Here is a 24,120-nt window from a genome sequence, read left to right as displayed (position 1 = left end):
TGTTTTTTCAAACTTTCTTTTCGCCTTGAATCCAGTGTTTTGAAGCACTTAATTCAACCCAACTCGGTAACCGCTTTCGCTGTCTGCCGTGTCAGTGGATGCGCATTATAGGCAGCTTAAGATTTAGTGCAAGGCCTTTTTAAACAAAAAAGGATCGCTTGGCGATCTTTTCACCAAAAGCGATCCTTTTTCGTATTTTAAGTCATATTATGACTATTTATTGTACTTTTTTAGTGCTTTTACGAAACTGTTCAAGGAAGCTAATGACATTTTTATCATCCCAATCGACATAAGAACGCACATAAGCCACCAGCTCACCTTGTTCATTTAAGATAAATGTCGCAGGAATGGTATCCAGCGGGAAAACATCACGTAGTCGTTGTTGCGGATCAAAATACGAGTTAAATGTGGGTAAACCAAGAGATTCTAAAAATGGTTGCACAATAGCCACGGCTTCAGCATCAATCGAAATAGGTAATAGTGCAAAATGTGCAGCATCTAGAGTTTGATCTAATCGGTTGAGTGCTGGAAGTTCTCTTACGCAAGGTGGGCACCAAGTAGCCCAAAGATTAATAACGACGACTTTGCCCTTATATTGGTCAAAGTTAACCGGCTCACCAACGATATCGCTAAAATCGACTAGCGCTACCGGGAATGGCTGCGGCAATATATTGATTCGCTCAAGCGTTGAATCAGTGGTTTGCTCAGCCGCAGCTTGCATGCCGGGATATGCATTAACACCACTTGCAATACCCATAAGAAAGAAGCTAGTGAAGATAAACGCAAACCACTGTTTCAAAGTTAATACTCCAATCTGTTATTTAGCCGCTTTATTACGATTTAATAACGCATCTAATTCGGCTTGCTGCTCTGCCGACAAGGTTGTGGATTCTGTTGCTTGGATCCGTTGTTTTCGCACAAAGATAAAGCCAATAAACAGTCCCAAAATAAGTAACCCAAATGGACCAAGCCATAAAAGATAGGTTTTCGAGTCTAACTTAGGATTATACAAAACAAAGTCACCGTAGCGACTAGTCATAAATTCGATGATGTCTGAGTCTGACTTGCCATTATCTACCATTTTATAGACTTCAAGACGTAGATCTTGCGCAACAGGAGAATTTGAATCGACTAAGTTTTGATTCTGACACTGTGGACAACGCAACTGATGTGCGAGTGACAAGGCCCTTTGCTGATTATCTACTGATTTAAACTCATAGGTATCGACTGGAGTAGCCAATACGTTCAGAGAAAAAAGTAAACTAGTACAAGCCAACATCATTTTAAATATACATTTCATTACGATGCCCCATCAAGTTTTGCTTCAGCTTGTAATTGCTGGATCATCGGATACAAGGTTTGTGTCCAAACCGTTTGGTCAATGGGACCAGCATAGCGATAACGAATAATACCGTTATGATCAACAATGAAGGTTTCTGGTGCGCCATAAACCCCAAGGTCGAGGCCCAAGCGACCATCCTTATCATAGATATTAACTGTGTATGGATCGCCTTGGGTCGTTAACTCTTTGACAGCTAATGCTCGTTCGTCACGATAGTTGATGCCGTATATAGGTAACAAATTACGCTTAGATAACATCATTAAATAAGGATGTTCATATTTACATGCTGGACACCAAGTCGCCCAAAAGTTCAACATCAATACTTTTGCGGGCAAATCTTTCTCAGTCAAGACTTCACTAGGTACTTCCAAACGCTCGAGCTGGAAAGCCGGGACAGGCTTTCCTTCTAATGCAGAATCGAGCACTTTAGGATTGAGAAATAATCCTTGATATAAAAACACGCCCATACCTAAAAATATAACCAAAGGTATAAACAGTACAAACTTCTTCATAATGTCTCCGAGTTAATTAAGCTGTCGCTAATTTTGCTTTTACTGCTTCTTCTGTAGCAACTTGCTTCACACGATAACGTTTATCTGATGCTGCTAAGAAGCCACCAATCATCATAAAGATCGAACCAAACCACAACCAACGTACAAACGGCTTGTAGTTAAGACGCACAGCAAACTCAGTTAAATTAATTGGGTCGCCCATAGTGACATATAAGTCACGGAACAAGCCCCAATCAATACCCGCTTCAGTCATATCCATAGTGCGCACGTTGTACTGACGACGGTCAGGTTTTAATAAAGTGATAAATTCATCATCTTTATAAATCTCAATTTGACCTTGTTGCGCAGTATAGTTAGGACCGACGACATTTTTAGTTTCTAAATACTTAAATGTATAACCTGCTAGTTCTTGGCTTATTCCAGGCCCCATCCGTACGCTTTTCTCGATAGAATAATTAGAGACAATTGTTGCCCCCATTACCGATACCGCGATACCAAAGTGGGCAAAGAGCATGCCGAGCTGACTACGCCCGATTCGGTTAAGACTGATGCCACCCTCTTTATTGCTCACCATATTATAAGCGGCACGGAAAGTTGATAGCATGATCCATGTTGTCGCAGCGACACCACACATTACCCAAGCATTAAACTGACCACCAGCAACAAATGGCGCCGCTACCCCAACAACTAAAGCAATAATAGCTGGGATGAGTAACTGTCTTTTAATTTCACCGGCTTTAGATTTTTTCCAGCGAATAATTGGACCAATTCCCATAAAGCCAAATAGCACTAACACGATAGGTACAAATACCGCATTAAAATATGGAGGACCAACAGAAATCTTACCCATGCCTAGAGCGTCAATGAGTAAAGGATACAAGGTACCCAATAAAACAGTACCAGCTGAAACTGTCAGAAGCACATTACAAATTAACAACATGGTTTCTTTCGATTTAAGCTCAAATCGAGCTGGGCTACTCATTTCGCTTGCTCGGAAGGCAAACAAAGTTAATGAACCACCAATGGCAATACCTAGCAACAACAAGATAAACAAACCACGGCTTGGATCTGCTGCAAAAGAATGCACTGAAGTAAGTACGCCTGAACGTACAATAAAGGTACCGAGTAAACTTAAAGAGAAAGCAAAAATAGACAGTAGTACGGTCCAGTTACGGAATGCGCCACGCTTTTCGGTCACAATTAATGAGTGCACTAAAGCGGTACCCACTAACCAAGGCATAAATGATGCGTTTTCAACTGGGTCCCAGAACCACCAACCGCCCCAACCTAATTCGTAATATGCCCACCAAGAACCTAATGAAATACCACCGGTTAAAAATATCCATGCCGCTAATGTCCAAGGACGACTCCAACGAGCCCAAGCGGAGTCAAGCCTGCCACTCATTAAAGCCGCAATAGCAAAAGCAAAACAGACCGAGAAACCAACATACCCCAAATACAACATTGGCGGATGGAAGATTAAGCCCACATCTTGCAACATTGGGTTTAAATCTCGACCTTCTAGCGGGATAGGGAAGATCCGTTCAAATGGACTTGATGTTAGGATCATAAATAAACTGAAACCGACAACAATCATCGCTAATACTGATAGCACCCTTGCAGTAAAGACTTCTTCTAATCCCTTACTAAATAAGGCTACCGATGCGGTCCATACAGACAACGCAAATACCCAGAATAATAGTGACCCTTCATGCCCGCCCCACACTGCCGCAATTTTAAAGAATATTGGAAGTTGAGAATTAGAATGATGTGCGACATAAGCCACAGAGAAATCATCGACAGCGAAACTATACCCTAACGCAATAACCGAAAGACTGATGAAAAAAAACATTCCGTATGTTAGTGGCCAGGCATAACGAACGAGATACTGGTCTTTACGGGCGGAACCATATAACGGCACGCTAGCTAGCAGTAAGGCAAAAGCCAAACCGAGAATTAGCGAGAAATGTCCAAGTTCTGGAATCATGGGTATTCCTTAGTCTAAAAAATTAGCGGATCTGAAACAGACAAATCACGGTAGCACTATTTAATGCGGTGAAACTAATATACGCACATTAGCTTAAACGAATTTTAACGCATTTTAGAACTTGCGATGGCTTCTGTCTGCCATTTTCGTACAAAATTGGGTCACTAGTCTCATTATGAGCATCTATTCAATCAAAACGAAAATTTATGACAACCTGTCTGACACAATTACCTTAACAAAGTTTCGCTATTAGTAAGACAAACAATTCAATCTGTGAACCAGTACGCAACTCTCAGGATTTGGATTCATATCTTCCTTATATTACTATTCAATTAATAATCTTTCCGTATAATCAAGATTCCAAGCACTGCGGTATAGCCGCTTTCTCTGTTAACCTAAAAGTGAATATTGAAACAATGACCACATTTTGGATATTTATTGCGCTTGTCGTACTTATTGGCCTAATCATGATTTGGGTTCCACATTTTCGTCAACAAAAGCTATTGCGAGCTGAAGAGTCTGGTGTCCGTAGACAAACTAACCTTGAACTTTTTGCCGAACGTATAACCATTCTTGAAAAGGAATTGAATGACGATCTATTAGACCAAGTCGAATTTGAGGCATTAAAAAAAGAACTAGAGATAAATCTACTTCAAGACATGAGCCAAAAAGGTGACGACTCTCTTGACGTAGAAATCAAATCAAAGAGCGCCTTATGGCCTGCTTTTATGACCCTGTGCATATTGGCCATTTCAGGTTACTTATATCAACACCTCGGTGCTTATAAAGAATTAGCGAATCCTCCCCAAGCAAGCAATCCACATCAAGGTATGGACACAGCACAAATCATGTCGCAACGCGTACAGATGATGGAAGCTAAAGTGGAAGCACAGCCAGAGGATAGTCAGGCGTGGTTTAGTCTTGGACATGCTTATATATCTGCTAACCAATATGATAAAGCCGTTGCCGCATTCGATAAAGTCATGCAATTAGTCGGTACGCAAGCTGAACTTCTTGGGCCTAAAGCTACTGCACTTTACTATAAAGCGAATCAGCAGATGACACCGGCTATTCAAGCCATCATTGAGCAATCTTTAGCATTAGATCCACAAGATCCCTCAACACTGCTTCTCGTTGGTATGGATGCGTTCTTTACTGCGAACTACCAGAAGGCTATCGATGCTTGGCAAATGATCCTAGACAGCGATCGAAATGATGTCGACAAAACAGCATTAATGAATGCCATTGAGTCAGCGAATATGCGCCTTAATGAAGCATCAGGTGCAATGTCTGGTGATGCTACACCAAAGTCAGCAGTGACGAGTAATGCAAAAACCGTCGAAATTGAAGTAACTATTGCACCGGAGTTAGCTGATAAAGTATCTGATTCAGATACAGTGTTTATTTTTGCTCGGGCAACTCAAGGCCCTAAAGTGCCGCTGGCGGCGACTAAAATTAGTGCAAGTAACTTACCGGTAACGATCACTCTAGATGACAGTACGTCCATGGGGGGTGATGTGAAACTGAGTTCAGTTCAGGAAGTCGAAATCATTGCAGTATTGTCAAAAAATGGCAGTGTTAAACCACAGTCTGGTGACTTAAAGGGCACGATAAAAACGCTCAAGGTGGGTGATAATGCAACATTAACACTCGATACCTTAGTGCAATAACAATGGCAGCATCAGTAAGGTTATAGCTTAACATTACCGATATTTACCCATAAAAAAACCGGCTATTAAAGCCGGTTTTTGGATCTAGTTGAAAATTACTTAGACATAAACTGAATTGCGTTTTTGTAATCATCATCGGTACAGTCAGTACACATGCCACCTGGTGGCATAGCGTTTAAACCAGACTTAACCGAACCCACTAAGGCATCTAAACCTTTTGCTAGGCGTGGTTCCCATGCCGCAGTATCATGAACTTTAGGCGCACCAGCCACACCCATGCTGTGACATACTTGACACGCTTTGTTATAAATAGCTTCACCTTCTTGAGCAAATACATTTGCAGACAAAGTTAATGCAGCTGCTGCAGTCATTACTAACAATTTTTTCATATTCATCGTTCCTAATTGCAAATATACCAAGCTTAGCGCTGCCCTTTGATTTAGAAGGCAGACTCATTTTTAGCAATGGCTAGATTACTACAAGTAGCAAAAAAACTCATCTTTTTGTGATAACAATCTCAGCTCAGGCTCTAAATCGAGACAATCTGTGTAGTTCAGGTAATATATTAGCAATCATTAAAAAAGTTCAAACTATATCTTCTTTTTTGGAACCATATCAAATTGCTAGCACTTAATCATGACAAAGCTAAACCGGTAAAAGTGTTTGTGTTAATATCTTTTCGAATTCATCCTCACGCATAATAAGAGGGATAAGTGACCATATCAAACCAATCACAAGTACTATTAAGTGCCAACGAATTAACCTGTATTCGTGAAGATCGGATTTTATTTGACGAACTGAGTTTTAATATCAATGCGGGTGATATTGTCCAAATTGAGGGTCCTAATGGTGCAGGTAAAACCAGTCTATTACGAATAATTGCAGGTTTATCACGCCCCTATGCAGGAGATGTCGAATATTGTGGTGAAAACATCAATAGATGCAGGGATGAATTTAACCATGACCTCTTGTACCTAGGGCACTTAGCAGGGGTCAAAAGTGAGCTCACTGCAGAAGAAAATCTTAACTTCAATTTAAGAATCAGTGGCTATGATGGTTTTGATACCACTGCTATTTTGGCCAAAGTCAATTTAACCGGTTTTGAAGAGGCGCTTGCGGGTCATTTATCAGCAGGGCAACATCGACGAACAGCATTGGCAAGATTACAATACAGCAATTGTAAAATATGGATCCTTGATGAGCCTTTTACTGCAATTGATAAAAAAGGTGTAGAAGAACTAGAACAACTTTTTATTCAACATGCCGAGTCGGGTGGATGTGTGATATTAACAACACATCAGGATATGAGCATTATTAGTAATGCTATGCTTCGCAAAATCACTCTCGACTATCGCTTTGTATAAGGTATTTGAATGAAACGAGGAATCAGCTACACCGCAGCATTCATGACGCTACTACAACGTGATTTAAGAATCGCAATTCGTCATCGCGGAGATATTTTTAACCCATTATTATTTTTTATCCTAGTGGTGACTCTTTTCCCTCTAGGAATTGGACCAGAATCTCAGGTGCTTACTAGAGTAGCTCCAGGAATTATATGGGTTGCGGCCTTACTAGCATCAATGCTGTCGTTGGAGCGCTTATTTAAAGCAGACTTTAACGACGGTAGCCTAGAACAAATGCTACTGAGTCCACAACCATTAGCATTGATGGTATTAGCTAAGGTACTTGCACATTGGATTCTAACCGGTGTACCACTGATTTTAGTCGCACCACTACTGGCCGTACTATTACATTTAGAGAGCAATAGTTATGGTGCCTTAATGTTGACATTAGCATTGGGCACACCAGTATTGTCGCTCCTAGGGGCAATAGGTGTAGCACTTACAGTAGGGCTTCGAAAAGGTGGAGTGCTACTAAGCTTACTGATTTTGCCTTTATATATACCCGTACTCATTTTTGCCACCAGTGCAATTGATGCTGCGGGACTTAACATGGCTTACGATGGTCAACTTGCGATACTTGCAGCTATGTTGGTCGGTTCTTTAATCTTGGCACCTTTCGCAATTGGCGCCTCTTTACGAGTGAGTACAAACTAATGTGGAAATGGCTTCATTCTTACGCAGACCCTGAACGAGCATATAAATTGTCTGGCACCTTGTTGCCATGGTTTAGCATTCTTGCAATATTAATGGTCGGTACTGGCAGTATTTGGGGATTATTATTTGCCCCAACCGATTATCAACAAGGTGATAGCTACCGTATCATCTTTATCCATGTACCTGCAGCATCAATGTCTATGGCTGCTTACATGGGTATGGCAATTGCTTCATTCATAGGTTTAGTCTGGCAAATAAAATCGGCTGATTGGGCTGCAGCAGCCATTGCACCGATAGGCGCTGTGATCACCTTTATTGCATTATTTACAGGGGCTGCATGGGGTAAACCTATGTGGGGTGCTTGGTGGGTATGGGATGCGCGCCTTACATCTGAATTGGTATTATTATTTTTATACTTAGGCGTGATCTCACTGTATGCGTCATTTGAAGACAAAGTCCTCGCGGCTAGAGCATCTGGTATCCTCGCTATTGTCGGCGTAATTAATATTCCAATTATTAAATACTCTGTCGATTGGTGGAGCAGCTTGCATCAACCGTCGACCATCAGAATAACAGAGAAGTCTACCATGTCGACGGATATGCTATACCCTCTGCTAATAAACATTGTTGGTTTTGGTATGATGATTGGTGCCATTACCCTCGTCCGTTATAGAACAGAAATTCTTGCTCGAAATGGTATGCGCCCTTGGGTGAGAGACTTAGCAACCGCAGAGGAGGCAAAATAATGCAATTTGATTCATTCAAAGATTTTTTAGATATGGGCGGTTATGCATTTTACGTTTGGTTATCCTATGGTGTAACAATTGGCTGCTTGGCAACATTGATCACCCTAAGCATTAGACAAAAGCGTAAAGTGCTAATTGAAATAGCTAAAAAGATAACGCGTGAACAACGCCTGAAAGAAACAAGAGGTAATAACCGTGAATCCAAGACGTAAAAAGAGATTAACGCTCGCCGTGACATTAATTGCAGGCGTTGCAGCCGTTACTTCATTATTGCTATACGCACTAAATTCAAATTTGAATTTATTCTATACTCCATATGAAATTACTCACGGCAAAAACGACACAGGTGTGTTGCCTGAAGTCGGACAACGAATCCGAGTAGGCGGTATGGTTACAATGGGCTCAATGAATCGAGATCCTGACAGCTTATATGTAGAGTTTGCTGTACATGATTCAGCAGGCGGAAGTGTCGTTGTGACTTATGATGACTTGTTACCTGATTTGTTTAGAGAAGGTCAAGGGATCGTCGCACAAGGTGTATTAGTAGAATCAGGAAAATTAGCGGCAACGGAAGTGCTTGCCAAGCATGATGAAAACTATATGCCACCTGAAGTAGCTGAAGCTATGGGACAAAAGCATGAAAAGCCGACCTATAGTCAAAAAGCGCTTGAAGACAAATAACCCTTAACTGCATAAAAAAGCCTCTTCGGAGGCTTTTTTTATGCTTACATACTATGTAGATACAGAAACAATCAAATTCAAAAGTAGATCGTTCTCAAGTGGTAGGTAAGATTTTCATGTTTAACTCGTTTGTGCTCCGAAGCAAGAATATCTACATTAGCGACAATGAAACTCTAGTAAACTAGGGAGTAGCTTAAAGGCTTTAAATTTCTCTAGGGTGTGGCGGTTATACTCAGCGCAGCACATTAGATAGCCCTATATTGAGGCACAATCACAACAATACTTGATCCACAATTAATGCCAACTTCACTAGCTGTAATAAGATGCTTCCCAAAGCCTACACAGCCACAACCAGCTTATCGCCAAGCAAGCCCTGCAACTTCTCTATTAATGACTAACACAGTCGCGTCTTAGGTTTACAACACATTGAGTAAAGCAATTGGTGCTGATTCAACAGTCTTTGTCATTAATGGTTTTATTGCTTGAATAGACTAGACCAAATCAAAGTCGGTTAAGGCTGATAATCAATATTGAGCTTCTTAAAACCCTAAAAATGTTTCGAAAAAACCGACAGCAAGAGCAACCTAAATTAGGCAACATTATGGGTTAACTGTTTAGGAGAAAACAAAACCTAGACCACAGACAGATACCAGTAAATCAGTAATCAGTAATCATTAATCAGTAATGATTAATCATTTTAATGAAGCTGAACTAATAACATCGAGAGATAAATCAATAAAAAGCGTAAAACAAACATATTTCTCACAGATACCTTGGGGGAATTACCGCACCTTGATTTTGTCCTAACATAATGGAATATGACTCTCTGATTGCTCAGGTACCCATAAGCCAAGCAAGATATAAACTTAGTAGGTGTATGCCACTAAGTCGCAGGAAGTACTGAATGCAGAAGTGCCGTAGCAAAAGACTAAAAAGATGATTTTAAGAAATGAACAACGTGAAGTGCTGAGAATCTTAAACTTGTAACCAAATCTAGCAAGTATTGGAAAATAAAATCAGGCAAAAAAAAGTAAAAAAAACCGAGCCTAGGCTCGGTTTTTTCGATGAGTAACTAATTACTCAGCAGCTTCGACTTCAACAGCTTCAGCAGCTTCAGGACGACCTACTAATTCGATGTAAGCCATTGGGGCTTTATCACCGGTACGTAGACCGCACTTTAGAATACGAGTGTAACCACCAGGACGTTCCTGGAAGCGTGGACCCAATTCAGTAAATAACTTACCTACAACTTCAGCGTCGCGGGTACGAGCGAAAGCTAAACGGCGATTTGCAACGCTGTCAACTTTAGCAAGTGTTATTAGAGGTTCAACAACGCGACGCAGTTCTTTCGCTTTAGCAACAGTTGTCTTGATAATCTCATGACGAACTATTGAACAAGCCATGTTACGGAACATAGCTTGACGATGACTGCTGTTGCGGTTTAGTTGACGACCACTCTTACGATGGCGCATGACCTAATCCTTATAACCTAAATCTGTACTAACCTGAGACTTATAGGTCGTCAGCTAAACTAGCCGGTGGCCAGTTTTCTAGACGCATACCTAACGACAGTCCGCGAGACGCTAAAACATCCTTAATTTCAGTAAGAGATTTCTTACCTAAGTTAGGGGTCTTAAGCAACTCAACTTCAGTGCGTTGTACCAGATCTCCGATGTAATGAATCGCTTCGGCTTTTAAACAGTTAGCCGAACGTACAGTTAGCTCTAAATCGTCGACAGGACGCAGCAAAATCGGATCGAACTCCGGTTTCTCTTCTACAACAGCCTGCTCAGTCACATCACGTAGTTCAACAAACGCATCTAGCTGTTCAGCTAAAATAGTTGCAGAACGACGAATGGCTTCCTCAGGATCGATAGTACCGTTTGTGGTCATATCTATCACAAGTTTGTCTAAGTCAGTACGCTGTTCAACACGAGCAGCTTCAACATTATAAGCAATGCGAGCTACAGGTGAAAAAGAAGCATCAACCAGCAAACGACCAATTGGGCGATCATCGTCTTCAGTTTGTGCACGAGCCGAAGCAGGCACATAACCACGACCACGCTCAACGCGGATACGCATGCTGATATCATTGTTACCAGTCAAGTGACAGATAACATGATCAGGATTCACGATGGTAACATCACCATCATGCGTGATATCTGCTGCTGTAACAGGGCCTGTGCCGGACTTGCTTAATGTAAGCAAAGCCTCGTCTTTACCCTCGATGGTCACTGCTAATCCTTTAAGATTAAGCAATATCTCAAGGATATCTTCTTGTACGCCTTCCTTACTGCTGTATTCATGCAATACTCCGTCAATTTCGACTTCAGTAACTGCACAGCCAGGCATAGACGACAATAGGATGCGACGCAACGCGTTACCTAAGGTATGGCCAAAACCACGTTCTAGTGGCTCTAGTGTAACTTTGGCGCGAGTTGAATTAACCTGCTCAATATCAACGAGACGCGGTTTAAGAAATTCTGTAACAGAACCCTGCATTGTGTCCTCTCTTGTTTGTTAGCTTTACTTAGAGTAAAGCTCGACGATCAGCTGTTCGTTAATATCCGCAGACAAATCGCTACGTTCTGGAACGCGCTTAAATGCACCTTCCATTTTCGCATTGTCGACTTCTACCCATGTAGGCTTTTCGCGTTGTCCAGACACTTCTAAAGCCGCTTTAATACGAGCTTGAGTACGTGACTTTTCACGGATGCTTACAACATCATTCGCAGACACTTTGAATGACGGAATGTTAACAACACGACCGTTAACCATAACAGATTTATGGCTTACTAGCTGACGTGATTCTGCACGAGTAGAACCGAAACCCATACGATAAACGACGTTATCTAGGCGGACTTCTAAAAGTTGCAACAAGTTTTCACCAGTGTTGCCTTTTAGACGTGCAGCTTCTTTGTAGTAGTTACGGAATTGCTTTTCTAGCACACCATAAATACGACGAACTTTTTGTTTCTCGCGTAACTGAATACCATACTCAGACAAACGTGGCTTACGTGCGCCATGTTGTCCAGGTGCAGTTTCTAGCTTACACTTCGAATCGATTGCTCTCACACCGCTTTTTAGGAAAAGGTCTGTACCTTCTCTGCGGCTGAGCTTGAGCTTGGGACCCAAGTATCTTGCCATGATCTTTCTCCAACTATCCTATAAACGCAGTGTTATACACGACGTTTTTTAGGTGGACGACAGCCATTATGAGGGATAGGTGTCACATCGGTAATGTTAGTAATTTTATAACCAACAGCGTTCAGCGCACGAATGGCTGATTCACGACCTGGACCAGGACCCTTCACGAAAACTTCAAGGTTTTTAACACCGTAGTCTTGAGCAGCAATACCTGCACGCTCAGCAGCAACCTGTGCAGCGAATGGTGTTGATTTACGTGAACCACGGAAACCAGAACCACCTGAGGTAGCCCATGACAACGCATTACCTTGACGATCTGTAATGGTGACAATTGTGTTGTTGAAAGACGCATGGATATGAGCCATGCCATCTGCAACCTGTTTACGTACGCGCTTACGCGGAGAACGTGACGGAACTTTAGCCATTTTGGTTTACCTTCCCGTTACTTTCTGATTGGCTTACGTGGACCTTTACGCGTGCGCGCATTGGTCTTAGTACGTTGCCCACGAAGGGGCAGGCTACGACGATGGCGGAGACCACGATAACAACCAAGATCCATAAGACGCTTGATGTTCATTGAAATCTCACGACGCAAGTCACCTTCTACAGTGTATTTGGCGACTTCTTCGCGTAGGATATCTATTTGAGCTTCGCTCAATTCCTTGATCTTAGCATCTTCAGCAATTGAAGTAGATGCGCAGATTGCTCTAGCGCGTGTACGTCCAATACCAAAAATAGCAGTCAAAGCAATGACTGTATGCTTTTGATCAGGAATGTTAATGCCAGCGATACGGGCCACTATGCACTCCTTAAAGTTAAAGGCCATCTGCGAAAAGCCCGAAAGGATACTCGACAGACGACAGATTTGCAAACAATATTTTGGTCAGCCCATTATTGAGCTGACCAAACTTCTTTCTTAGCCTTGACGTTGTTTGTGTTTTGGTTCAACACAAATCACACGTACAACACCACTACGCTTGACGATCTTGCAATTACGGCAGATCTTCTTCACGGAAGCTCGAACTTTCATTTCATCACTCCGTAAAAGCAATCTTATTTTCCAAAGCGATCTAAGTTTGCTTTGTTAACGAGATTAGCTTTCTTCATCACAGACTCATACTGATGAGACATCATATGGGTCTGAACCTGAGCCATGAAGTCCATGATTACGACTACAATAATTAGTAGTGAAGTACCGCCAAAATAGAACTGTACTTTCCACGCAATTAACATGAACTCCGGAATTAAGCAGATAAAGGTAATGTATAACGCACCCGCTAGGGTTAAACGTGTCATTACTTTATCAATGTAACGCGAAGTCTGTTCTCCGGGACGGATCCCAGGAATGAATGCACCACTCTTTTTCAAATTATCCGCTGTTTCGCGTGGGTTAAAAACCAACGCAGTATAGAAGAAACAGAAAAAGATGATTGCTGTCGCATACAATAATGAATACAGCGGTTGTCCAGGTGACACAGCTAAAGCGAAATCGCTTAACCATGACATGGACTCATTTTGACCAAACCACTGAGCCAGTGTGCCTGGAAACAAAATAATGCTGGAAGCAAAAATTGGTGGAATCACACCTGCCATATTTATTTTTAAAGGTAAGTGGGTGCTTTGCGCTGCGAAGACCTTACGGCCTTGTTGACGCTTAGCGTAGTTAACGACGATACGACGTTGACCACGTTCCACAAACACTACTAAATAGGTTACAGCAAATACGATAACTGCGAGCAACAGTAGTACTAATACATTCATGTCACCTTGACGCGCCTGCTCGGCTGTTGAACCGATGGCCGATGGTAGACCAGCAACAATACCTGCGAAAATTAATATCGAGATACCATTACCAATACCACGTTCGGTAATTTGCTCACCTAACCACATTAGGAACATAGTTCCTGTAACTAAGCTCACAACTGCAACAAAGTAAAAACCAAATCCGGGATTGGCCACAAGACCAGGCATCAGATTTGGTAACCCTGTTGCAATACCGACAGATTGCAAAGTACCCAACACGAGTGTGCCATATCTAGTATATTGACTGATTTTCTTACGTCCTGATTCGCCTTCTTTTTTCAATTCAGCGAGTGCAGGATGCACAACAGTCAATAACTGCATAATAATCGATGCCGAAATATACGGCATGATACCTAATGCGAAGATAGAAGCACGCTCTAAAGCACCACCCGAGAACATGTTAAACATGCCAAGGATGGTATCTTTTTGCTGAGCAAAAAGCTCTGCCAATACAGCTGCGTCAATACCAGGAATTGGCACAAACGAACCGGCTCTAAAGACGATAATCGCACCAATCACGAACAGAAGACGAGTTTTCAATTCAGATAAACCGCCTTTCGCGCTTTTTAAATCAAGTCCTGGTTTTGCCATCGACGTATTATTCCTCGATCTTGCCACCGGCAGCTTCAATAGCTGCACGAGCACCTTTAGTTACCTTGAGACCTTTTACAGTCACTGGGCGGTCAATGGTACCTGAAAGAACGATTTTCGCAAACTGGATGTTGCGAGTAATAACGTTCGCATCTTTCAGTGCATTCAAATCGACAACATCACCGTTAACTTTTGCTAGTTCGAGTACACGAACTTCAGCTGTAACCAAAGCGCGACGCGAAGTAAAGCCAAACTTAGGTAAACGAATCTTAAGTGGCATTTGACCACCCTCGAAACCGACGCGAACACCGCCGCCTGAACGAGACTTCTGACCTTTATGGCCACGACCCGCTGTTTTACCTAAACCTGAACCGATACCACGGCCTACACGCTTAGGAGCAGATTTAGAACCTGCTGCTGGAGATAGAGTATTTAGACGCATTATCCTAATTCCTCCACCGAAACCATGTAGTACACCTTGTTAATCATACCGCGAACTGAAGGTGTATCTTCAACTTCAACAGTGTGATTAATGCGGCGTAGGCCTAAACCGGTTAAGGTTGCACGGTGTTTTGGTAAACGACCAATGCTGCTTTTAGTCTGTGTGACTTTTAAAGTTTTAGTAGCCATGGTGCATTACCCCCGAATTTCATCAACATTCAGGCCACGTTTTGCTGCGATTTGAGCTGGTGACTTCATGTGCACCAACGCATCGACAGTTGCGCGAACGATGTTGATCGGGTTAGTAGAACCGTATGCTTTTGACAGAACGTTATGAACGCCTGCTACTTCCAATACGGCACGCATTGCGCCTCCGGCAATAATACCGGTACCCTGTGATGCTGGTTGCATATAAACTTTAGAACCAGTATGGCGACCTTTAACTGGGTGATGCAAAGTACCTGCATTCAACTCCACGGTTACCATATTTCGACGGGCTTTTTCCATTGCTTTTTGAATAGCAGCTGGAACTTCACGCGCTTTACCATAGCCATAGCCGATCTTACCATTACCATCACCCACAACTGTTAGTGCAGTGAAGCTAAAGATACGACCGCCTTTAACTACTTTAGAAACACGATTAACTGCAATCAATTTCTCTTGCAGATCGTCTTTTTGCTGAGCTTCTAATTTAGCCATTTTTATAACCCCTTAGAACTTCAGGCCAGCTTCACGAGCGGCATCTGCTAGTGCAGCTACACGACCATGATACTTGAAACCAGAACGGTCGAACGCAACTGTTGCTACGCCCTTCTCGATCGCACGCTCAGCAACAATTTTACCTACTGCTTTAGCCGCATCAACGTTACCGGTACTCTTTAGTAGCTCTTTAACCGCTTTTTCAACGGTTGAAGCAACTGCCAACACCTGAGCTTCAGGATTAATCACCTGAGCATAAATGTGACGCGGTGTACGATGTACAACCAGACGATTCACGCCCAGCTCTTGGATCTTCTTACGTGCACGTAACGCGCGACGTAAGCGAGATGTTTTCTTATCCATATCGCGTTACCTACTTCTTCTTAGCCTCTTTACGGCGTACTACTTCGTCGTCATAACGAACACCCTTGCCTTTGTAAGGCTCTGGTGGACGGTATCCGCGAATGACAGCAGCAACCTGACCAACTTCTTGTTTATCGACGCCCGAAAGCACGATTTCAGTTTGGCTAGGACACTCTGCAGTAACGCCTGCGGGCAGTTTGTGTACTAATGGATGTGAGAAACCTAATGTTAAATCTAAGTCACTACCAGCAATCTTTGCACGGTAACCTACACCAACTAGTTTAAGTTTTTTCACAAAACCTTGAGATACACCAACAACCATATTGTTTACTAGTGCACGTGCAGTACCAGCCTGAGCCCAAGCGTTAGCAACGCCTTCGACAGGTAGGAACTTTACTTCTGCATCTTCGATAACAACATTTACCGCATTGTTGATTACTCGAGTCAGACTTCCTTTACTGCCTTTAACAGTTAAGGTCTGTTCGTTTAAAGTCACCTCTACGCCAGCAGGAACAGTGACTGGTGCTTTTGCAACACGAGACATTTCTAGCTCCTTACGCTACGTAGCAGATAACCTCGCCACCCGTGCCATTTTGGCGGGCGGCGCGATCAGTCATCAAGCCTTTAGAAGTGGACACAATTGCGATACCCAGACCGCCCATCACCTTTGGTAACTCGTCTTTACCTTTGTAAATACGAAGACCAGGGCGACTTACACGCTGGATAGTCTCAACGACTGGTTTGCCTTGAAAGTACTTTAATGTAATTTCTAATTCAGGCTTAGCTTCATCTGCTACGGCGTATTCAGTAATGAAACCTTCATCTTTAAGTAATTTCGCAATTGCTACTTTTAACTTAGCTGAAGGCATCTTAACAGATACGTGGTTAGCAGCTTGGCCGTTACGAATACGGGTTAACATATCCGCAATAGGATCTTGCATGCTCATATTAGCTTACTCCGTGACAAGTGCTTACCAGCTGGCCTTACGCAGACCAGGAACTTCACCACGCATGGTTGCTTCACGTAATTTAATACGGCTTAAGCCGAATTTACGTAGGAAACCATGTGGGCGACCAGTTTGATTACAGCGGTTGCGTTGACGCGCAGCGCTAGAATCACGTGGTAGAGCTTGTAACTTAAGTACGGCATCCCAACGATCTTCTTCAGAAGTTGCAGGGCTGCTGATTATAGCCTTAAGTGCTAAACGCTTTTCAGCATATTTAGCTACGAGCTGCGCACGTTTTGCTTCACGTGCTTTCATAGATGTTTTTGCCATTATGCTACCCTTATTTCTTGAATGGGAAGTTAAAAGCGTCTAACAAAGCACGACCTTCTTCATCATTCTTCGCAGTAGTAGTGATAACAATATCCATACCACGAATTTTATCGATTTTATCATAATCGATTTCTGGGAAGATGATCTGCTCACGCACGCCCATTGCGTAGTTACCACGACCGTCAAACGCTTTTGCGCTTAAGCCACGGAAATCACGAATACGTGGTATTGCAATGTCAACTAAACGCTCTAAAAATTCCCACATACGCTCACCGCGTAGGGTCACTTTACAGCCAATAGGGTAGCCTTCACGGATTTTAAAACCAGCAACTGATTTACGAGCAACAGTTACAATTGGTTTCTGGCCAGCGATTGCAGTCATGTCACGGAGCGCGTGCTCCATAACTTTCTTATCTGCAACAGCTTCGCCCACACCCATGTTTAGGGTGATTTTTTCAATCCGAGGGACTTGCATGACACTGCTGTAACCGAACTTTTTAGCTAGTTCAGCGACTACAGTCTCTTGATATTTATCATGCAGTTTCGCCATCGTTTACTCCAAATTACTTAACGAGTTCGCTGTTCGACTTAAAGAAACGGACTTTTTGGCCGTTTTCAAATCGGAAACCAACACGATCTGCCTTGCCTGTGGCTTGGTTAAAGATCGCAACGTTTGATGTTTGAATCGGTGCTTCTTTCTCGATAACGCCGCCAGTCACACCCAATTGAGGGTTAGGTTTCTGGTGCTTTTTAACAAGATTGAGGCCTTCAACAATTAACTTACCAGTAGGTAGAACTTGAGAAACCTTACCGCGGCTACCCTTGTCTTTACCTGCTAATATAATTACTTCGTCTTCACGACGGATTTTAGCTGCCATTTGAAGCTCCTTACAGTACTTCTGGTGCCAGCGAGACAATTTTCATGAATTTATCATTACGCAATTCACGTGTCACTGGGCCAAAGATACGAGTACCAATCGGTGCAAGGTTTGCGTTAAGCAATACCGCTGCATTCCGATCGAAGCGAATGACAGAACCGTCTGGACGACGTACGCCTTTCTTAGTACGGACTACCACCGCGTTATATACATCACCTTTCTTCGCTTTAGCGCGAGGAATCGCTTCTTTAACAGAAACTTTGATAATGTCGCCGATACCGGCATAACGACGATGAGAGCCACCCAAGACCTTAATACACTGAACTCTGCGTGCGCCGCTGTTACATGCGACGTCTAGAGTCGATTGCATTTGGATCATTTCAAGTGCTCCGCTATCGTTACTACACAATCCCACTATGGGAGTATATTTTGAACCAAAATCAAGCAATAATTTACTCAAAATTGGCGCGCAAGTATAACACACATTTTTGGAATGCATAGCAAAAAATACAAACGGCCCCAAATGCTGGAGCCGTTTACGTTAACCTAATAAAAATTAGGCTTTTGTTACTACTTCAGCTAGTGTCCAAGACTTAGTCTTAGATAGAGGGCGGCACTGGCTAATAGCCACGAAATCGCCTTCATTACACTGATTAGTTTCGTCATGTGCATGGATCTTAGTAGTACGCTTAATGTACTTCCCATAAATAGGATGTTTCACTTGGCGCTCAATAGCAACAGTAATAGACTTGTCCATTTTGTTGCTAATTACTTTACCTTGCAAAGTACGGATTTTATCAGACATTACGCACCTGCCTTAGAAGTAATAATGGTCTTAACACGTGCAATGTTACGACGCACTAGTTTCAACTGATTCGTTTGAGTCAACTGACCAGTAGCGTGTTGCATACGCAGGTTAAACTGCTCACGCAGCAGACCAAGTAATTCAGCGTTAAGTTCTTCAACGCTCTTTTCTCTTAGTTCGCTCGCTTTCATTACATCACCGTCTTAGTTACGAAGGTAGTCTTCAGAGGAAGTTTAGCAGAAGCTAAAGCGAAGGCTTCACGAGCCAACGATTCAGGAACACCACCCATCTCATAAAGAACCTTACCAGGTTGAATCTGACATACCCAGTATTCAACGTTACCTTTACCTTTACCCATACGCACTTCAAGAGGCTTAGAGGTAATTGGCTTGTCAGGGAAAACTCGAATCCAAATTTGTCCTTGACGTTTAACATGACGTGTCATGGCACGACGTGCAGATTCAATTTGACGTGCAGTTAAACGGCCACGGCCGACTGCTTTCAAACCGAAAGTACCAAAGCTAACTTCAGTACCGTTCGCTAGACCGCGGTTGCGGCCCTTGAACATCTTGCGAAACTTCATACGTTTAGGTTGCAGCATAAAAGTTTCTCCTATTTACCACGAGGCTTACGCTTAGGTTGCTGCTTCGGCTCTTCAATAGCTGGAATTAAACCATCTAGAACTTCGCCTTTGAAGATCCAAACTTTAATACCAATCACACCATACTGCGTGTGACTTTCTGCGGTTGAATAGTCGATATCAGCACGCAAAGTATGCAAAGGTACACGACCTTCACGATACCATTCTGCACGCGCGATTTCTGCGCCGCCTAAACGGCCGCTCACTTGAACTTTGATACCTTGAGCACCAATGCGCATTGCGTTTTGAACTGCGCGCTTCATAGCACGACGGAACATAACACGACGCTCTAACTGCTGAGCAATAGAGTCAGCAACGAGCTTAGCGTCTAATTCAGGCTTACGGATCTCAGCGATGTTGATTTGAGCAGTAGTGCCAGTGATTTTAGACACATGTGCACGTAATACTTCAACGTCTTCACCTTTCTTACCAATCACAATACCTGGACGGGCAGTGTGAATGGTAACGCGGATGCTTTTCGCTGGGCGTTCAATGACAATCTTAGATACTGATGCGGCTTTTAACTTTTCAGTTAAATATTGACGCACTTCCCAGTCGCTGTTCAGATTATTTGCATAGTCTGACTTATCTGCGTACCAGGTAGAGATCCAAGGCTTAGTGATACCCAGACGGATACCATTAGGATGTACTTTCTGTCCCATTGCTCTCTTCTCCTAGCGATCTGCTACAACCACAGTAATGTGGCTGGTACGCTTCATGATACGATCAGCGCGGCCTTTAGCACGTGGCATGATACGCTTCATTGTTGGGCCTTCATCTACGAAGACGGCTCCAACTTTAAGCTCATCAATGTCAGCACCTTCGTTGTGTTCGGCGTTTGCGATAGCTGAGTCAAGTACTTTTTTTACTAGTACGGCGGCTTTCTTGGGGCTGAATGTCAAAATCTCGAGCGCCTTAGAAACAGGCAATCCGCGAATTTGATCAGCAACTAGACGGGCCTTCTGCGCAGACGTACGAGCAAAACGATGTTTAGCTAAAACTTCCATCTTATTCCTCCCGTATTAACGCTTCTTCGCTTTCTTATCTGCAGCATGGCCGCGATAAGTGCGAGTTGGTGAAAATTCACCAAGCTTGTGGCCGATCATTTCGTCAGTTACGAACACAGGTACGTGCTGACGACCATTATGGACAGCGATGGTCAACCCAATCATATTAGGGATGATCATTGAGCGACGAGACCAAGTCTTAATTGGCTTTTTGTCTCCCGCTTCCATCGCTTTCTCTACCTTCTTCAGCAAGTGCAGGTCAATGAAGGGACCTTTCTTGAGAGAACGTGGCATGGCGAATCCTCTTACTATTTATTACGACGACGTACGATGTACTTATCAGTGCGCTTGTTGCTACGAGTTTTATAACCCTTAGTCGGCACACCCCATGGACTCACTGGATGACGTCCACCAGAAGTACGGCCTTCACCACCACCATGTGGATGGTCTACTGGGTTCATTGCAACACCGCGAACTGTAGGGCGTATGCCTCTCCAGCGCTTAGCACCTGCTTTACCTAACTGGCGTAGCATGTGTTCGGCATTACCAACTTCACCAAATGTCGCGCGGCAATCTACTGGAACTTTACGCATTTCGCCAGAGCGAAGACGTAGAGTTGCATAAGCACCATCACGAGCAACAACTTGTACATAAGCACCAGCTGAACGTGCGATTTGAGCGCCTTTACCAGGCTTCATTTCGACAGCGTGTACAACACTACCTACTGGAATGTTGCGTAACGGTCTAGCGTTACCAGTCTTGATTTCTGCATCCAAGCCAGATTGGATTGGGTCGCCAGCTTTCATGCCTTTTGCAGCAAGAATATAACGACGCTCACCATCTGCATACAGTACTAACGCAATGTGCGCTGTACGGTTTGGATCGTATTCAAGACGTTCAACTTTCGCAGGGATACCATCTTTGTTGCGTTTAAAGTCAACAATACGATAGTGCTGCTTATGTCCACCACCTACGTGGCGTACAGTGATACGGCCAGTATTATTACGGCCACCACTTTTAGATTTTTTCGCCAACAGGCCAGCAAAAGGTTTACCCTTATGCAGGTCCGTATTCACCACTTTAACTACGTGGCGACGACCTGGAGAGGTTGGCTTACACTTAATAACTGCCATGATAATTCTCCTTTGCTTATTCAGCGCCGCCGACGAAATCGATTTCAGCACCAGCAGCTAAAGTAACATAAGCTTTTTTCCAATCGATACGACGACCTACACGGCCACCGGTACGCTTGGTTTTGCCTTTATTAACTAAAGTGCGAACAGAATCAACTTCAACTTCAAATAGCTTCGCTACTGCAGCTTTAATCTCTGCTTTAGTTGCATCGATGGCTACGCGGAAAACTACAGTGTTGTTTTTCTCAGCAAGCACAGTACTCTTTTCAGAGATATGTGGACCAAGAATAACTTTTAGCAAACGTTCTTCGCGGATCATGCTAGCATCTCCTCGATTTGCTTCACTGCATCAGCAGTAACAAGAACAGTGTTGAATGCGATTAGACTAACTGGGTCAAGACCCGCTACGTCACGCACGTCAACTTTGTATAAGTTGCGAGCTGCTAAGAATAAATTCTCATCAACTTCTGCAGTAACAATTAGAACGTCTTCTAAGTTCATTGCTTTCAGTTTAGCTTTCAGCTCTTTAGTTTTAGGAGCTTCAACACCAAACGATTCAACAACAACTAAACGCTCTTGACGTACCAATTCAGAGAAAATGCTCTTTAGAGCACCACGGTACATCTTCTTGTTAACTTTTTGGCTGTGATCTTGTGTTTTAGCAGCGAATGTTACGCCACCGCCACGCCAGATTGGGCCTTTAACACTACCGGCACGAGCGCGGCCTGTGCCTTTCTGGCGCCAAGGCTTTTTGCCTGAGCCAGTTACTTCCGCACGAGTCTTTTGAGCACGAGTGCCCTGACGCGCGTTTGCAGCATATGCTACAACTACCTGATGAACCAATGCCTCGTTAAAGTCACGGCCGAAGGTAGTTTCGGAAACTTCAAGAGCGCTCTGGGCGTCTTTCAATACCAATTCCATTACTATCTCCTCAGACCTTAAGCTTTAACTGCTGGCTTGATAATCAAGTCACCATTGGTAGCGCCTGGAACTGCGCCGCGTACTAACAACAAGTTACGCTCTGCATCAACACGTACTACGTGTAGATTTTGAGTTGTTACTTGCTCAGCACCCATATGGCCTGACATTTTCTTGCCTTTGAATACACGACCAGGCGTTTGGTTCTGACCGATAGAACCATTCGAACGGTGTGCCAAAGAGTTACCATGTGTCATATCTTGAGTACGGAAATTCCAACGCTTAACACCGCCTTGGAAGCCTTTACCTTTAGATTGACCAGTAACGTCTACTTTCACTGTCTCAGCGAAAATATCAACATTAATTTCAGCACCAACTTCAATGCCTTCGCCTTCACCATCTGCTAAACGCATTTCCCACAAACCACGACCGGCTTCTACGCCGCCCTTGGCAAAGTGACCTGCTTCTGCTTTAGTGATGCGATTGGCTTTTTTGGTACCAGTAGTCACTTGAAGTGCACGGTAACCGTCAGTTTCTAAAGTTTTCACTTGAGTAACACGGTTGCCTGCAATCTCGATTACTGTTACAGGGATTGACGTACCATCTTCAGTGAAGATGCGAGTCATACCCACTTTACGACCAATAAGACCGATAGCCATCTCTCAAACCTCTTCTAAGGATCTCAATTAACCTAAGCTAATCTGAACGTCGACACCAGCCGCAAGATCTAAACGCATTAACGCGTCTACAGTCTTTTCTGTTGGCTCTACGATGTCAACTAAACGCTTGTGGGTACGAATTTCGTACTGATCACGAGCATCTTTATTAACGTGCGGAGAGATCAAAACGGTATAACGCTCTTTGCGAGTAGGTAGTGGAATTGGACCACGAACCTGCGCGCCTGTACGCTTAGCAGTTTCAACGATTTCCGCTGTAGACTGATCAATTAAACGATGATCAAAGCCTTTCAAGCGGATACGGATTCTTTGGTTCTGCATTGACCAGAGCTCCTAAAATGGACATATAAAAAATCACCCTCTAGCTTCTTCCTAATGGAAAAGCAGAGCGAGATGATTTAACCGTTCGACTCCCAATCGGAGTCGCTGTGAAAATGAGTAACCTATTTGGTTAAACATTATAATTTACGCTACACTTGTCAGCGAGTGGGCAATTATACAGATCTTCTTTCTAAGATCAAGCCCATTGTGTAAATAGTCTTCAAAAGTCTTTTTACAATCAACTGCGGCGCATTTTACACATTCTATGAACGAATGCCAGCATTGATTATTAAATTTTAAAAATAAAAAAGGAAGCCTAAGCTTCCTTTTTTAGTGTTCACTAAAGTCGCTATTACGCGATGATTTTAGCTACAACACCTGCACCAACTGTACGGCCACCTTCACGGATAGCGAAACGTAAA

The 24,120-nt window shown here is 43.2% G+C and carries 40 protein-coding genes; 6 read left to right on the top strand and 34 right to left on the bottom strand.

Going from position 1 to position 24,120, the window contains the following annotated elements:
- Nucleotides 1-217: 217 nt before the first annotated feature.
- From H5164_RS19555 to H5164_RS19540, 4 genes are read right to left on the bottom strand one after another with little or no spacing between them, the layout of a single operon-like run.
- Nucleotides 218-757: a TlpA disulfide reductase family protein gene (locus H5164_RS19555; RefSeq protein ID WP_182757363.1), complete on the bottom strand. Its 540-nt coding sequence runs from the start codon at nt 755-757 to the stop codon at nt 218-220.
- A 60-nt stretch (nt 758-817) separates the two neighbouring features.
- Entirely contained in the window at nt 818-1,300 is a 483-nt protein-coding gene (gene nrfF, locus H5164_RS19550; RefSeq protein ID WP_124017672.1) for a heme lyase NrfEFG subunit NrfF, read from the bottom strand.
- On the bottom strand, nt 1,300-1,854 hold the full coding sequence (locus H5164_RS19545) for a DsbE family thiol:disulfide interchange protein (protein ID WP_124017673.1): 555 nt from the start codon (nt 1,852-1,854) through the stop codon (nt 1,300-1,302). Before H5164_RS19545 ends, nrfF begins: the two co-directional genes overlap by 1 nt.
- Before the next feature lie 16 nt (nt 1,855-1,870).
- On the bottom strand, nt 1,871-3,841 hold the full coding sequence (locus tag H5164_RS19540; RefSeq protein ID WP_124017674.1) for a heme lyase CcmF/NrfE family subunit: 1,971 nt from the start codon (nt 3,839-3,841) through the stop codon (nt 1,871-1,873).
- Between the two features lie 416 nt (nt 3,842-4,257).
- On the opposite strand from H5164_RS19540, the gene ccmI reads away from it, so the two are divergent.
- Nucleotides 4,258-5,511, top strand: coding sequence for a c-type cytochrome biogenesis protein CcmI (gene ccmI, locus H5164_RS19535; RefSeq protein WP_182757362.1), 1,254 nt, complete (start codon nt 4,258-4,260; stop codon nt 5,509-5,511).
- A gap of 95 nt (nt 5,512-5,606) precedes the next feature.
- Here ccmI and H5164_RS19530 read toward each other — a convergent pair whose 3' ends face one another.
- Nucleotides 5,607-5,900: a cytochrome c5 family protein gene (locus tag H5164_RS19530; RefSeq protein ID WP_124017676.1), complete on the bottom strand. Its 294-nt coding sequence runs from the start codon at nt 5,898-5,900 to the stop codon at nt 5,607-5,609.
- 324 nt (nt 5,901-6,224) lie between these two features.
- Between H5164_RS19530 and ccmA the strand changes: the two genes are divergently transcribed.
- The 5 genes from ccmA to ccmE are packed head-to-tail and all read left to right on the top strand — an operon-like array spanning nt 6,225 to nt 8,998.
- A complete protein-coding gene (ccmA, locus tag H5164_RS19525) occupies nt 6,225-6,875 on the top strand; it encodes a cytochrome c biogenesis heme-transporting ATPase CcmA (RefSeq protein ID WP_124017677.1) in 651 nt (216 codons plus the stop codon).
- Between the two features lie 9 nt (nt 6,876-6,884).
- Nucleotides 6,885-7,571: a heme exporter protein CcmB gene (ccmB, locus tag H5164_RS19520; protein WP_182757361.1), complete on the top strand. Its 687-nt coding sequence runs from the start codon at nt 6,885-6,887 to the stop codon at nt 7,569-7,571.
- Nucleotides 7,571-8,317, top strand: a complete 747-nt coding sequence (locus H5164_RS19515) for a heme ABC transporter permease (RefSeq protein WP_124017679.1) — start codon at nt 7,571-7,573, stop codon at nt 8,315-8,317. The genes ccmB and H5164_RS19515 overlap by 1 nt, the downstream gene beginning before the upstream one ends.
- Nucleotides 8,317-8,529, top strand: coding sequence for a heme exporter protein CcmD (ccmD, locus tag H5164_RS19510; protein ID WP_124017680.1), 213 nt, complete (start codon nt 8,317-8,319; stop codon nt 8,527-8,529). Before H5164_RS19515 ends, ccmD begins: the two co-directional genes overlap by 1 nt.
- The gene (gene ccmE / locus H5164_RS19505) at nt 8,513-8,998 is read left to right on the top strand and encodes a cytochrome c maturation protein CcmE (RefSeq protein ID WP_124017681.1); all 486 of its coding nucleotides are present in this window, start codon (nt 8,513-8,515) and stop codon (nt 8,996-8,998) included. The genes ccmD and ccmE overlap by 17 nt, the downstream gene beginning before the upstream one ends.
- A gap of 1,076 nt (nt 8,999-10,074) precedes the next feature.
- Here ccmE and rplQ read toward each other — a convergent pair.
- From rplQ to H5164_RS19360, 29 genes are all read right to left on the bottom strand, one after another.
- A complete protein-coding gene (gene rplQ / locus H5164_RS19500; protein WP_011635664.1) occupies nt 10,075-10,470 on the bottom strand; it encodes a 50S ribosomal protein L17 in 396 nt (131 codons plus the stop codon).
- A gap of 40 nt (nt 10,471-10,510) precedes the next feature.
- Nucleotides 10,511-11,500, bottom strand: coding sequence for a DNA-directed RNA polymerase subunit alpha (locus H5164_RS19495; protein ID WP_011635663.1), 990 nt, complete (start codon nt 11,498-11,500; stop codon nt 10,511-10,513).
- A 24-nt stretch (nt 11,501-11,524) separates the two neighbouring features.
- Nucleotides 11,525-12,145: a 30S ribosomal protein S4 gene (gene rpsD / locus H5164_RS19490; RefSeq protein WP_124017683.1), complete on the bottom strand. Its 621-nt coding sequence runs from the start codon at nt 12,143-12,145 to the stop codon at nt 11,525-11,527.
- Between the two features lie 32 nt (nt 12,146-12,177).
- Complete coding sequence (gene rpsK, locus H5164_RS19485; protein ID WP_011635661.1) at nt 12,178-12,570, bottom strand: 30S ribosomal protein S11; 393 nt, start codon at nt 12,568-12,570, stop codon at nt 12,178-12,180.
- A 17-nt stretch (nt 12,571-12,587) separates the two neighbouring features.
- Nucleotides 12,588-12,944 carry a 30S ribosomal protein S13 gene (gene rpsM, locus H5164_RS19480; RefSeq protein ID WP_011635660.1) on the bottom strand — a complete coding sequence of 119 codons (357 nt, stop codon included), beginning with the start codon at nt 12,942-12,944 and terminating at the stop codon, nt 12,588-12,590.
- A 117-nt stretch (nt 12,945-13,061) separates the two neighbouring features.
- The gene (gene rpmJ / locus H5164_RS19475; protein ID WP_006083579.1) at nt 13,062-13,175 is read right to left on the bottom strand and encodes a 50S ribosomal protein L36; all 114 of its coding nucleotides are present in this window, start codon (nt 13,173-13,175) and stop codon (nt 13,062-13,064) included.
- A gap of 23 nt (nt 13,176-13,198) precedes the next feature.
- Nucleotides 13,199-14,539, bottom strand: coding sequence for a preprotein translocase subunit SecY (secY, locus tag H5164_RS19470; RefSeq protein WP_101084805.1), 1,341 nt, complete (start codon nt 14,537-14,539; stop codon nt 13,199-13,201).
- Nucleotides 14,540-14,546: 7 nt separating this feature from the next.
- On the bottom strand, nt 14,547-14,981 hold the full coding sequence (gene rplO / locus H5164_RS19465) for a 50S ribosomal protein L15 (protein ID WP_124017684.1): 435 nt from the start codon (nt 14,979-14,981) through the stop codon (nt 14,547-14,549).
- Nucleotides 14,981-15,169 carry a 50S ribosomal protein L30 gene (rpmD, locus tag H5164_RS19460; protein ID WP_011635656.1) on the bottom strand — a complete coding sequence of 63 codons (189 nt, stop codon included), beginning with the start codon at nt 15,167-15,169 and terminating at the stop codon, nt 14,981-14,983. Before rpmD ends, rplO begins: the two co-directional genes overlap by 1 nt.
- A gap of 6 nt (nt 15,170-15,175) precedes the next feature.
- On the bottom strand, nt 15,176-15,679 hold the full coding sequence (gene rpsE, locus H5164_RS19455) for a 30S ribosomal protein S5 (RefSeq protein WP_011494651.1): 504 nt from the start codon (nt 15,677-15,679) through the stop codon (nt 15,176-15,178).
- Nucleotides 15,680-15,691: 12 nt separating this feature from the next.
- Nucleotides 15,692-16,042 carry a 50S ribosomal protein L18 gene (rplR, locus tag H5164_RS19450; RefSeq protein WP_011635655.1) on the bottom strand — a complete coding sequence of 117 codons (351 nt, stop codon included), beginning with the start codon at nt 16,040-16,042 and terminating at the stop codon, nt 15,692-15,694.
- 10 nt (nt 16,043-16,052) lie between these two features.
- The gene (rplF, locus tag H5164_RS19445) at nt 16,053-16,586 is read right to left on the bottom strand and encodes a 50S ribosomal protein L6 (RefSeq protein WP_124017685.1); all 534 of its coding nucleotides are present in this window, start codon (nt 16,584-16,586) and stop codon (nt 16,053-16,055) included.
- 10 nt (nt 16,587-16,596) lie between these two features.
- Nucleotides 16,597-16,989, bottom strand: coding sequence for a 30S ribosomal protein S8 (gene rpsH / locus H5164_RS19440; protein WP_124017686.1), 393 nt, complete (start codon nt 16,987-16,989; stop codon nt 16,597-16,599).
- Between the two features lie 24 nt (nt 16,990-17,013).
- On the bottom strand, nt 17,014-17,319 hold the full coding sequence (gene rpsN / locus H5164_RS19435; protein WP_011635652.1) for a 30S ribosomal protein S14: 306 nt from the start codon (nt 17,317-17,319) through the stop codon (nt 17,014-17,016).
- A gap of 10 nt (nt 17,320-17,329) precedes the next feature.
- On the bottom strand, nt 17,330-17,869 hold the full coding sequence (gene rplE / locus H5164_RS19430) for a 50S ribosomal protein L5 (protein WP_011635651.1): 540 nt from the start codon (nt 17,867-17,869) through the stop codon (nt 17,330-17,332).
- 13 nt (nt 17,870-17,882) lie between these two features.
- Complete coding sequence (rplX, locus tag H5164_RS19425) at nt 17,883-18,197, bottom strand: 50S ribosomal protein L24 (RefSeq protein WP_124017687.1); 315 nt, start codon at nt 18,195-18,197, stop codon at nt 17,883-17,885.
- Nucleotides 18,198-18,207: 10 nt separating this feature from the next.
- Nucleotides 18,208-18,576 (bottom strand): 50S ribosomal protein L14, encoded by a 369-nt coding sequence (gene rplN / locus H5164_RS19420; RefSeq protein ID WP_011635649.1) that lies wholly within the window; start codon nt 18,574-18,576, stop codon nt 18,208-18,210.
- Nucleotides 18,577-18,753: 177 nt separating this feature from the next.
- Complete coding sequence (gene rpsQ, locus H5164_RS19415; protein ID WP_124017688.1) at nt 18,754-19,002, bottom strand: 30S ribosomal protein S17; 249 nt, start codon at nt 19,000-19,002, stop codon at nt 18,754-18,756.
- The gene (gene rpmC, locus H5164_RS19410; RefSeq protein ID WP_006083592.1) at nt 19,002-19,193 is read right to left on the bottom strand and encodes a 50S ribosomal protein L29; all 192 of its coding nucleotides are present in this window, start codon (nt 19,191-19,193) and stop codon (nt 19,002-19,004) included. Before rpmC ends, rpsQ begins: the two co-directional genes overlap by 1 nt.
- Nucleotides 19,193-19,603 (bottom strand): 50S ribosomal protein L16, encoded by a 411-nt coding sequence (rplP, locus tag H5164_RS19405; RefSeq protein WP_124017689.1) that lies wholly within the window; start codon nt 19,601-19,603, stop codon nt 19,193-19,195. Before rplP ends, rpmC begins: the two co-directional genes overlap by 1 nt.
- Before the next feature lie 11 nt (nt 19,604-19,614).
- Entirely contained in the window at nt 19,615-20,304 is a 690-nt protein-coding gene (gene rpsC / locus H5164_RS19400; protein WP_124017690.1) for a 30S ribosomal protein S3, read from the bottom strand.
- Nucleotides 20,305-20,316: 12 nt separating this feature from the next.
- Nucleotides 20,317-20,649: a 50S ribosomal protein L22 gene (rplV, locus tag H5164_RS19395; protein ID WP_011635644.1), complete on the bottom strand. Its 333-nt coding sequence runs from the start codon at nt 20,647-20,649 to the stop codon at nt 20,317-20,319.
- A 15-nt stretch (nt 20,650-20,664) separates the two neighbouring features.
- Nucleotides 20,665-20,943: a 30S ribosomal protein S19 gene (gene rpsS, locus H5164_RS19390; protein ID WP_006083596.1), complete on the bottom strand. Its 279-nt coding sequence runs from the start codon at nt 20,941-20,943 to the stop codon at nt 20,665-20,667.
- A gap of 14 nt (nt 20,944-20,957) precedes the next feature.
- The gene (rplB, locus tag H5164_RS19385; RefSeq protein WP_124017691.1) at nt 20,958-21,782 is read right to left on the bottom strand and encodes a 50S ribosomal protein L2; all 825 of its coding nucleotides are present in this window, start codon (nt 21,780-21,782) and stop codon (nt 20,958-20,960) included.
- Between the two features lie 16 nt (nt 21,783-21,798).
- Nucleotides 21,799-22,101, bottom strand: coding sequence for a 50S ribosomal protein L23 (gene rplW / locus H5164_RS19380; protein ID WP_011635642.1), 303 nt, complete (start codon nt 22,099-22,101; stop codon nt 21,799-21,801).
- Entirely contained in the window at nt 22,098-22,703 is a 606-nt protein-coding gene (rplD, locus tag H5164_RS19375; RefSeq protein WP_011635641.1) for a 50S ribosomal protein L4, read from the bottom strand. The genes rplW and rplD overlap by 4 nt, the downstream gene beginning before the upstream one ends.
- 17 nt (nt 22,704-22,720) lie before the next feature.
- On the bottom strand, nt 22,721-23,359 hold the full coding sequence (rplC, locus tag H5164_RS19370) for a 50S ribosomal protein L3 (protein WP_101033710.1): 639 nt from the start codon (nt 23,357-23,359) through the stop codon (nt 22,721-22,723).
- Between the two features lie 27 nt (nt 23,360-23,386).
- On the bottom strand, nt 23,387-23,698 hold the full coding sequence (rpsJ, locus tag H5164_RS19365) for a 30S ribosomal protein S10 (RefSeq protein WP_011635639.1): 312 nt from the start codon (nt 23,696-23,698) through the stop codon (nt 23,387-23,389).
- Nucleotides 23,699-24,050: 352 nt separating this feature from the next.
- Nucleotides 24,051-24,120, bottom strand: a 70-nt coding sequence (locus H5164_RS19360; protein WP_198552046.1) for a hypothetical protein, incomplete at its 5' end; no start/stop codon positions are given.

The sequence above is a fragment of the Shewanella sp. SG41-3 genome (assembly GCF_014164545.1).
GTDB classification, from domain to species: Bacteria; Pseudomonadota; Gammaproteobacteria; order Enterobacterales; family Shewanellaceae; genus Shewanella; species Shewanella vesiculosa.
The sequence above is the reverse complement of the archived record's forward strand: the minus strand, read 5'-3'. Positions and strand labels throughout refer to the sequence as shown.

Bases quoted from the DNA above. Each gene is read 5' to 3' on its own strand.
- H5164_RS19515 (WP_124017679.1), top strand. From the start codon at position 7,571: ATGTGGAAATGGCTTCATTCTTACGCAGACCCTGAACGAGCATATAAA.
- H5164_RS19555 (WP_182757363.1), bottom strand. From the start codon at position 757: ATGGGTATTGCAAGTGGTGTTAATGCATATCCCGGCATGCAAGCTGCG.
- rplQ (WP_011635664.1), bottom strand. From the start codon at position 10,470: ATGCGCCATCGTAAGAGTGGTCGTCAACTAAACCGCAACAGCAGTCAT.
- H5164_RS19545 (WP_124017673.1), bottom strand. From the start codon at position 1,854: ATGAAGAAGTTTGTACTGTTTATACCTTTGGTTATATTTTTAGGTATG.
- rplC (WP_101033710.1), bottom strand. From the start codon at position 23,359: ATGGCTATCGGTCTTATTGGTCGTAAAGTGGGTATGACTCGCATCTTC.
- rplX (WP_124017687.1), bottom strand. From the start codon at position 18,197: ATGGCAGCTAAAATCCGTCGTGAAGACGAAGTAATTATATTAGCAGGT.
- rplV (WP_011635644.1), bottom strand. From the start codon at position 20,649: ATGGAAGTTTTAGCTAAACATCGTTTTGCTCGTACGTCTGCGCAGAAG.
- rplP (WP_124017689.1), bottom strand. From the start codon at position 19,603: ATGCTGCAACCTAAACGTATGAAGTTTCGCAAGATGTTCAAGGGCCGC.
- rpsD (WP_124017683.1), bottom strand. From the start codon at position 12,145: ATGGCAAGATACTTGGGTCCCAAGCTCAAGCTCAGCCGCAGAGAAGGT.
- rpmD (WP_011635656.1), bottom strand. From the start codon at position 15,169: ATGGCTACTAAAACTTTAAAAGTCACACAGACTAAAAGCAGCATTGGT.
- rpsH (WP_124017686.1), bottom strand. From the start codon at position 16,989: ATGAGCATGCAAGATCCTATTGCGGATATGTTAACCCGTATTCGTAAC.
- rplF (WP_124017685.1), bottom strand. From the start codon at position 16,586: ATGTCTCGTGTTGCAAAAGCACCAGTCACTGTTCCTGCTGGCGTAGAG.
- rpsK (WP_011635661.1), bottom strand. From the start codon at position 12,570: ATGGCTAAAGTTCCGTCACGTTCTCCGCGTAAGCGCGTACGTAAACAG.
- rpsJ (WP_011635639.1), bottom strand. From the start codon at position 23,698: ATGCAGAACCAAAGAATCCGTATCCGCTTGAAAGGCTTTGATCATCGT.
- rplB (WP_124017691.1), bottom strand. From the start codon at position 21,782: ATGGCAGTTATTAAGTGTAAGCCAACCTCTCCAGGTCGTCGCCACGTA.
- rpmJ (WP_006083579.1), bottom strand. From the start codon at position 13,175: ATGAAAGTTCGAGCTTCCGTGAAGAAGATCTGCCGTAATTGCAAGATC.
- rplE (WP_011635651.1), bottom strand. From the start codon at position 17,869: ATGGCGAAACTGCATGATAAATATCAAGAGACTGTAGTCGCTGAACTA.
- ccmD (WP_124017680.1), top strand. From the start codon at position 8,317: ATGCAATTTGATTCATTCAAAGATTTTTTAGATATGGGCGGTTATGCA.
- H5164_RS19540 (WP_124017674.1), bottom strand. From the start codon at position 3,841: ATGATTCCAGAACTTGGACATTTCTCGCTAATTCTCGGTTTGGCTTTT.
- rpmC (WP_006083592.1), bottom strand. From the start codon at position 19,193: ATGAAAGCGAGCGAACTAAGAGAAAAGAGCGTTGAAGAACTTAACGCT.
- ccmI (WP_182757362.1), top strand. From the start codon at position 4,258: ATGACCACATTTTGGATATTTATTGCGCTTGTCGTACTTATTGGCCTA.
- H5164_RS19495 (WP_011635663.1), bottom strand. From the start codon at position 11,500: ATGCAGGGTTCTGTTACAGAATTTCTTAAACCGCGTCTCGTTGATATT.
- nrfF (WP_124017672.1), bottom strand. From the start codon at position 1,300: ATGAAATGTATATTTAAAATGATGTTGGCTTGTACTAGTTTACTTTTT.
- rpsS (WP_006083596.1), bottom strand. From the start codon at position 20,943: ATGCCACGTTCTCTCAAGAAAGGTCCCTTCATTGACCTGCACTTGCTG.
- rplW (WP_011635642.1), bottom strand. From the start codon at position 22,101: ATGATCCGCGAAGAACGTTTGCTAAAAGTTATTCTTGGTCCACATATC.
- ccmB (WP_182757361.1), top strand. From the start codon at position 6,885: ATGAAACGAGGAATCAGCTACACCGCAGCATTCATGACGCTACTACAA.
- rpsN (WP_011635652.1), bottom strand. From the start codon at position 17,319: ATGGCAAAAACATCTATGAAAGCACGTGAAGCAAAACGTGCGCAGCTC.
- rplR (WP_011635655.1), bottom strand. From the start codon at position 16,042: ATGGATAAGAAAACATCTCGCTTACGTCGCGCGTTACGTGCACGTAAG.
- H5164_RS19530 (WP_124017676.1), bottom strand. From the start codon at position 5,900: ATGAAAAAATTGTTAGTAATGACTGCAGCAGCTGCATTAACTTTGTCT.
- rplD (WP_011635641.1), bottom strand. From the start codon at position 22,703: ATGGAATTGGTATTGAAAGACGCCCAGAGCGCTCTTGAAGTTTCCGAA.
- rplO (WP_124017684.1), bottom strand. From the start codon at position 14,981: ATGCGTCTAAATACTCTATCTCCAGCAGCAGGTTCTAAATCTGCTCCT.
- rpsQ (WP_124017688.1), bottom strand. From the start codon at position 19,002: ATGTCTGATAAAATCCGTACTTTGCAAGGTAAAGTAATTAGCAACAAA.
- rpsC (WP_124017690.1), bottom strand. From the start codon at position 20,304: ATGGGACAGAAAGTACATCCTAATGGTATCCGTCTGGGTATCACTAAG.
- rpsE (WP_011494651.1), bottom strand. From the start codon at position 15,679: ATGGCTAAATTAGAAGCTCAGCAAAAAGACGATCTGCAAGAGAAATTG.
- rplN (WP_011635649.1), bottom strand. From the start codon at position 18,576: ATGATCCAAATGCAATCGACTCTAGACGTCGCATGTAACAGCGGCGCA.
- secY (WP_101084805.1), bottom strand. From the start codon at position 14,539: ATGGCAAAACCAGGACTTGATTTAAAAAGCGCGAAAGGCGGTTTATCT.